At 72.9% G+C, this 6,039-nt stretch carries 7 protein-coding genes and 1 pseudogene; 4 read left to right on the plus strand and 4 right to left on the minus strand.

What is annotated here, in order from left to right; translation table 11 throughout:
* Together AC2W7A_RS08390 and AC2W7A_RS08395 are read right to left on the minus strand one after the other, a co-directional pair.
* Nucleotides 1-491, minus strand: a pseudogene (locus tag AC2W7A_RS08390) (hypothetical protein); the annotation flags it as partial.
* 238 nt (nucleotides 492-729) lie between these two features.
* Entirely contained in the window at nucleotides 730-2,850 is a 2,121-nt protein-coding gene (locus AC2W7A_RS08395; RefSeq protein WP_485990960.1) for a S9 family peptidase, read from the minus strand.
* 112 nt (nucleotides 2,851-2,962) lie between these two features.
* Here AC2W7A_RS08395 and AC2W7A_RS08400 point away from each other — a divergent pair, with 112 nt between their 5' ends.
* The gene (locus AC2W7A_RS08400) at nucleotides 2,963-3,442 is read left to right on the plus strand and encodes a low molecular weight protein-tyrosine-phosphatase (protein ID WP_485990961.1); all 480 of its coding nucleotides are present in this window, start codon (nucleotides 2,963-2,965) and stop codon (nucleotides 3,440-3,442) included.
* A 44-nt stretch (nucleotides 3,443-3,486) separates the two neighbouring features.
* On the opposite strand, the gene AC2W7A_RS08405 is transcribed toward AC2W7A_RS08400, so the two are convergent.
* Nucleotides 3,487-3,915 carry a DUF3806 domain-containing protein gene (locus AC2W7A_RS08405; protein WP_485990962.1) on the minus strand — a complete coding sequence of 143 codons (429 nt, stop codon included), beginning with the start codon at nucleotides 3,913-3,915 and terminating at the stop codon, nucleotides 3,487-3,489.
* A 159-nt stretch (nucleotides 3,916-4,074) separates the two neighbouring features.
* On the opposite strand from AC2W7A_RS08405, the gene AC2W7A_RS08410 reads away from it, so the two are divergent.
* The 3 genes from AC2W7A_RS08410 to AC2W7A_RS08420 are packed head-to-tail and all read left to right on the plus strand — an operon-like array spanning nucleotide 4,075 to nucleotide 5,428.
* Nucleotides 4,075-4,542 (plus strand): DUF3592 domain-containing protein, encoded by a 468-nt coding sequence (locus AC2W7A_RS08410; protein ID WP_485990963.1) that lies wholly within the window; start codon nucleotides 4,075-4,077, stop codon nucleotides 4,540-4,542.
* 2 nt (nucleotides 4,543-4,544) lie between these two features.
* Complete coding sequence (locus AC2W7A_RS08415; protein ID WP_485990964.1) at nucleotides 4,545-4,922, plus strand: hypothetical protein; 378 nt, start codon at nucleotides 4,545-4,547, stop codon at nucleotides 4,920-4,922.
* Nucleotides 4,923-4,951: 29 nt separating this feature from the next.
* Nucleotides 4,952-5,428: a fructosamine kinase family protein gene (locus tag AC2W7A_RS08420; RefSeq protein ID WP_485990965.1), complete on the plus strand. Its 477-nt coding sequence runs from the start codon at nucleotides 4,952-4,954 to the stop codon at nucleotides 5,426-5,428.
* A 12-nt stretch (nucleotides 5,429-5,440) separates the two neighbouring features.
* Here the strand turns inward: AC2W7A_RS08420 and AC2W7A_RS08425 are convergent, their stop codons facing one another.
* Nucleotides 5,441-5,902, minus strand: coding sequence for a hypothetical protein (locus tag AC2W7A_RS08425; RefSeq protein ID WP_485990966.1), 462 nt, complete (start codon nucleotides 5,900-5,902; stop codon nucleotides 5,441-5,443).
* Between the last annotated feature and the right edge of the window lie 137 nt (nucleotides 5,903-6,039).

Here is a 6,039-nt window from a genome sequence, read left to right on the forward strand (position 1 = left end):
GAGGCGGCCGGCCAGATCAGGCCGCGCCGAGGGCGATCGCGAGGAAGGGTGGCCCGGGCGGGCGGGGCGGCGAAGGAGCGCACGTCGTCCAGTAGCTCGGCCGGCTCGGCGGTCTCGAGGCGGTGGGTGAGGCGCTCGGCCTGCTGGGCCACCGCGGAGAGGGCGCCGGAGACGAGGTCGGACTCGGCCTTCTCGCCACGGGCCACGCGCTGCAGGTCGTCCGTGACCGTGCGGGCCTGCTCGGCGGCGCGGTCCTTCTGGGTGCCGGCCTGCTCCTTGAACTGGGTGGTGGCGGTGTCGGCGAGGCCGCGGACCTGCTGCATGGCCTCGTCGCGGACGTTGCCGATCTCCTCGCGGGCGGTGCCGGCGAGGTCTCCGGCGGCGTCGCGGGCGGTCTCGGCCACCTGGCCGGCCTCGTGCTGGGCCTGGCCGGCGACGGCCTGGGCCTTCTCCTTGGCTCCGGAGTCGGAACCGTGGTTCTGGTTCGTCATGGGGTCCTTCTTCTCCTCGTGCGCGGCCCCTTGCTGTGGCCACGTCGTGGGAACCGAACCTAGACCCCCGGGGCCTGCGTGCGGTAGTCCTGGCGGCCCTGCTTAGGCGGCTGGCGTCAGACTCTGGGCACCCCCACAGACTCAACGGAGGTGGACCAGGGCTCGGGGACCACGGGGCACGACGGCGGCCGCTCACCCTGCGCACGCGGGGTGGGCGGCCGTCGTCGGGAGGGGGCCGTCAGGAGTTCAGGCCGAGCTCCTTCGGGAGGGGCTTCGCCTCCTCGCCGAGGACCTTCTCGGCGAGGAACGCCTGGACCACCTCGTACCAGACCTTCGCGTGCTGCGGGGTGAGGATCCAGTGGTTCTCCTGCGGGAAGTAGAGGAACCGGTGCTCGGTGGAGCCGTCCTCGGCCGCCGGCAGCCCGGACTTGGCGAGCAGCTCGTACCAGAGGCGCAGGCCCTCGCCGATCGGCACGCGGTAGTCCTTGTCCCCGTGGATGACGAGCATGGGGGTGACGATGTCCTGCACGAACCGGTGCGGGGAGTTCGCCTCCATCATGGCCGGGCTCATCTCGCGGTCCCAGTAGAAGGAGGCGTCCGTGGTGGGGCCGAAGCCGTCCAGGGCCCACAGGGAGGCGTGGGTGACGATCGCCTTGAACCGGTCCGTGTGGCCGGCCACCCAGTTCGCCATGTAGCCGCCGAAGGAGCCGCCCATCGCGGCGGTGCGGTCCGCGTCGATGTCCGGGCGCTCCTCGACCGCGTCCGTGATGGCCATCAGGTCCGTGTAGGGTTCGGCGCCCCAGCGGCCCCAGCCGCGCTGCACGAAGTCCCGGCCGTAGCCGGTGGACAGGGCCGGGTCCGGCATGAGCACCGCGAAGCCCTGGGCCACCATGAGCCACGGGGTCCAGCGCCAGGACCAGCCGTTCCAGGAGGACACCGGGCCGCCGTGGATCCACAGCAGCAGCGGGTGGCCGGCCTCGGGTGCCGGGCCGGAGGGCAGGGCGAGCCAGCCGCGCACGCGGGTGCCGTCCTCCGCGGTCGCCTCCACGTCCTCCAGGGTGCCCGGGACGGCCGGACGCTCGGCCGGGTTCTGCAGGCGGGTGGCCTCGCCCGTGGCGAGGTCCACGCGGGCCACCTCGGGCGGGAACAGGTAGGAGGAGCGCACGCCGTACAGCGTGGTCCCGTCCGGGGAGATCACGACGTCGGACCAGACCTCGTCCTCGCCCGTCACCTGGGCGACGGCGCCGGAGGGCACGTCGATGCGGAAGATCGGGGCACGGCCGTCCTGGTCCGCCACCGCGATGACCGCCGAGTCGTCCGGCAGCCAGCCGACCACGTGGCCCCAGCGGTCCCAGTCGTGGGCGAGGTCGGTGAGCTCGCCGGTGACGGTGTCCATGACGTACAGCTTCGGGTCCTGGGTGGACTCCGGGGTGGTGTGCGGACCGACCACCACGATCGCGCGGGTGCCGTCATGGGAGATCGGGCCGGCGTGCGCGTCCTGGCCCTCCCGGTCCACGAGCGGGGTGACCTGGCCGGTGGCGGTGTCCACGCGGGCGATCCACTCCCGCATGTCCGCCTTGGCGCCGGCCCGGGACACGGTGACCAGCACGAACGAGCCGTCCGGGGCCACGTGAGAGTCGGTGCCGGAGCCGTGGGAGCGGTCGAAGCCGGTCAGGTGGCGCAGGTGGTGCTCAGTCTCCTCCGGGATGCCGCCGGCCTGCTCGATCTGCTCAGCGCGGGTGTCCTCGCCGCCCTCGTCCTTCTCGTCCGCCGGGGCGTCCGGGTCCGCGCCGTCGGCGAGGACGAACAGCTCGGGCTTGGCCGGGCCGAGGTCGTGGTCCCAGAAGCGGACCGGGTAGGCGGTATGGAGGATGGCGTCCACGCCGGCGTCCTTGCGGGCCTTGGCCAACTCGGCGTGCTCGGCCTCGGTGGAGGCTCCGAGCAGGCGCGGGGCGCCCAGCACCACGGTGTCCGCGGCGGAGGCACAGGAGACGGAGGTGACGCCGCCGGGGCGGGTGAGGACCACGCGGGCCTCGCCGCCCTGCGCCGGCAGCGCCCAGAGGGCGGAGGACTTCTCCTCCTCCCCCGGCGCCGGGCGGCCGGAGGTGAAGTACAGGGTGCCGTCCGCGGCGAACTCCGCGCCGGCCTCGCCCTCCACGGAGCGGGTCAGGCGGTGGGCGGGACGCTCGCCGGACGGGTCCACCTCCCACAGGGAGCTGGCGTAGCCGGTGCCCTTGGCGTTCGGGGTGGCCACGGTGGTGACCAGGCGGGTGCCGTCCGGGCTCAGGGCCAGGCCGGAAGTGCGCGGCAGCGCGACGAAGTCGGAGAGGTCGTGGAAGGAGGTGCGCGGTTCGCTCATGCGAACCGTTCTATCCGCGGGATGTGACGTGGGTCAATCGACTTCGCGGAGGACGGAATGGCGGACCGGACTTCCGTCCCGGAGCCGTGCCCCGGCATGCAAGGATCGGGGCATGCGCATCCTCACCGTCTGCTTGGGCAACATCTGCCGCTCCCCCGCCGCCGAGGCCGTGCTGAAGCATGCCCTGGAACAGGCGGGCCTGTCCGGGCAAGTGAGCGTCAGCTCCGCCGGCACCGCCGACTACCACGTGGGTGAGAACCCCTACCCGCTGACCCTCGAGGTCGGCCGGGAGCGTGGCTACGCCTTCGACTCCGTGGGCGCCCAACTCACCTTCGCGGACCTGGAGCAGGCGGACCTGGTCCTGGTGATGGACGAGTCCAACTACGAGGACGTCGTCGCCCTCACCGAGGACGAGGACCTCCAGAACAAGGTCCACCTGCTCGGGGAGTTCTCCTCCTCGGTGGACACCCAGGGCGTCCTGGATGTCCCGGACCCGTGGCAGCGTCCGCGGCACGACTTCGTGGACATGTATGAGCAGATCGAGGACTGCGTGGACGGGGTCGTCGCCGCCATCAAGGCCGGGGACATCTAGGTTGCACGGGTCATGAGTGGGTGCAGTGACCGGAAGATTGCGCGTCAACCCTGCCCGCGCACCTCGCGCACCTGGCCGCCGAACCACTCGATGAACTCCGGCACCCATCCGGCGACGCCCTCGTTCCAGTGGGTGCCCACGGTGGACTGCGGGAACACCACGGCGGAGGAGAGCGGATCGCGCATGCCCAGGCCCGTGCCGTCCTCGTCCTGGACGGTGACCCACTGCAGGCCATGCTGGGCCCCGAGATGCTCTCCGAGCACCACCGCCACCACATCCAGCATCACGGAGGCGACCTCCGGCTCCAGCTCCCCGGCCTGCACGGCGGCCAGCTGACGGTCCGCATAGGCGCTGACCTGCTCCGGGTCGAGGTGGTCCACGCCCTCCTGACGGGCGAAGCCCAGGCGGTCCTGCACCCACTGCTCCTCGGCATCGGTGAGCGGGGCGATCTTCTGCGCGGCGTCATCGGTCATGGGCACCATTCCATCACGCGCCGTTCCCCCTGCGGCAGGCCATGCGCTAGCGTCACGTCCAACACCACCGGCGGCCCGTGCCGCCGCCAGGACGACCGCCTCCGGGGCCGGAGGACTAGGAGGGACACCGTGTTCAGCGAAGGACCAGGCGGCTTCAGCATGTTCCAGATCCTCTTCGCGGCGGTCCCGCTGTTCATGATCGCCATGTCGATCTGGGGCCTGGTGTCCATCGCCCGCCGTCGAGCCGCGGCAAACCGGATCACCCGCAACGGCCACCGCGTCCAGGGGAAGGTCATCACCTCCTACCTGGGCCAGAGCGGCTCCCGGGAGCACCGCCGCACCTTCCTCGTGGAGACCGTCGAGTTCATGACCCTGGACGGCCGGACGGTGCGCGCCTCGCCCACCTTCTCCGACATCGGGCTCACGGACCGCGGCGGCTCCTTCGTGACCGTGGTCTACGACCCGCAGGACCCCCACCGCTTCATCGCCCCCCTGAGCGGGGACACCCTGTCCGGCCGGGGCGAGGGCGGGCGCATCGCCACCCACGTGTTCATGGCCGTCTTCGCCGTGATCTTCCTGGTGGTCTCCCAATCCATGATCGGCTTCACCTCGATGCTGGGCCGCTGAGCGTGGCCGGCACCGGGACCTGCCGCCGTACCCTCCACGACGACGGCTCCGTGACCTTCGTGAAGTCCGGCGCCCTTCCCGGGCTCCTCACCGTGGAGGCCCGGGGCCTGCACGCCCTGGGCGCGGCGGGAGCCCGGGTCCCTCGGGTCCTGCGGGCAGACGACGACCTGCTCGAGCTCGAGGGGATCGAGGACGTCGGCCGCCAGACTCCGACGACCGAGGCGGCGTTCGGCCGGGAGCTGGCCGCCCTGCACCGCGGCTCCCGGCTGCCGGAGGGAGCGGCCGACTTCTTCGGGGCCGTGGACGGTCACCATGATCGGCCTGCCGTCGCTGAGGACGGCTCGGTGCGCGCCTGGCTCGGCGCGCCGAGATTGACCTGACCCCGTGCGCCACCTGGGCGGAGTCCTGGGTGGTCCGGCGCATCCTCCCCCTGGCCGAGCAGGCCGCCTCCGCGGGCAGCGCCCCGCCGCGCGTGCCCGAGCTGGCGGGCCGGCTGGCGGAGCTGACCGACGGATTCGGACCCGACTCCCCGGCCGCCCATCCGGGTGCGGCGGTGCTGGGAGGTGCGGAGCCGTCGTCGTTGGTGCACGGGGATCTCTGGGCCGGGAACCGGCTGCTCGACGCCGCCGGGCGCAGCTGGCTGATCGACCCGTGCGCGCACCGCGGGCACCGTGAGGTGGACCTGGCGATGATGGACCTGTTCGGCGGGTTCGGCCGCGAGGCGTGGGAGGCCTACGACGACGCCTTCCCGCTCGCCGACGGCTGGCAGGAGCGGGTGTTCGCCTACCAGGCCGTGCCGCTGCTGGTGCACGCGGTCCTGTTCGGCGGCGGCTACGGGCGACAGGCCGAGGCCGCACTGGAGCACGCGCTGGCCCTGGCCGGCTGATCCCCGGCCGGGTCAGGACTCGGCGGAGCCCTGGGCGGACGGGGCGGCCGGGTCGGCGGGGGCGCCCTCGCCCTCCACAGCGTGCGCCACCATGGCCGCGAAGCCCGGCATCCAGTCCGTCTCCTGCTCGCGCCAGTGCTTGGCGGCGGCGTCGAACGGGTAGAAGACGGCGTTCTTCTCCTGGCTGACGATCACCCAGCGGTTCCGGTCCTGCGCGCCGTCCATGGCCCAGACGAGGCCGTGCCTGATGCAGAGGTGGTGACCGAGCATCGCGCCGGCCACGCCCACCACGTTCTGGGCGACGCCCTGCGGCGCCGCGCCCTGAACCACGGCGGCGAGCGCCTGGGAGAACTCGGCGTCCATGGCTGCCGGATCCTCGGGGTCGATGCCCCGCTCGCGGACGCCGAACAGCACGTGCTGCTCGATGAACCTCTGCTCGTCGGCGGTCAGGGGGCGCAGAGTGTTCTCGGCCATGGGGTCGACGCTAGCGGACTGCGGGGCCGTGCGCCGCTGTGGCCTCGCCCGGCCCGTCAGGCCTCGCCCCGCACCCCGTCGGCACCCGCTCCTCCCCCGTTGCGGTCCCCGTCCGCCAGTGCCGCCCGGATCCGGCT

The organism is Micrococcus sp. LASM2_SD2 (genome assembly GCF_057364565.1).

Bases quoted from the DNA above. Each gene is read 5' to 3' on its own strand.
- AC2W7A_RS08405 (WP_485990962.1), bottom strand. From the start codon at position 3,915: ATGACCGATGACGCCGCGCAGAAGATCGCCCCGCTCACCGATGCCGAG.
- AC2W7A_RS08395 (WP_485990960.1), bottom strand. From the start codon at position 2,850: ATGAGCGAACCGCGCACCTCCTTCCACGACCTCTCCGACTTCGTCGCG.
- AC2W7A_RS08410 (WP_485990963.1), top strand. From the start codon at position 4,075: ATGTTCCAGATCCTCTTCGCGGCGGTCCCGCTGTTCATGATCGCCATG.
- AC2W7A_RS08425 (WP_485990966.1), bottom strand. From the start codon at position 5,902: ATGGCCGAGAACACTCTGCGCCCCCTGACCGCCGACGAGCAGAGGTTC.
- AC2W7A_RS08400 (WP_485990961.1), top strand. From the start codon at position 2,963: ATGCGCATCCTCACCGTCTGCTTGGGCAACATCTGCCGCTCCCCCGCC.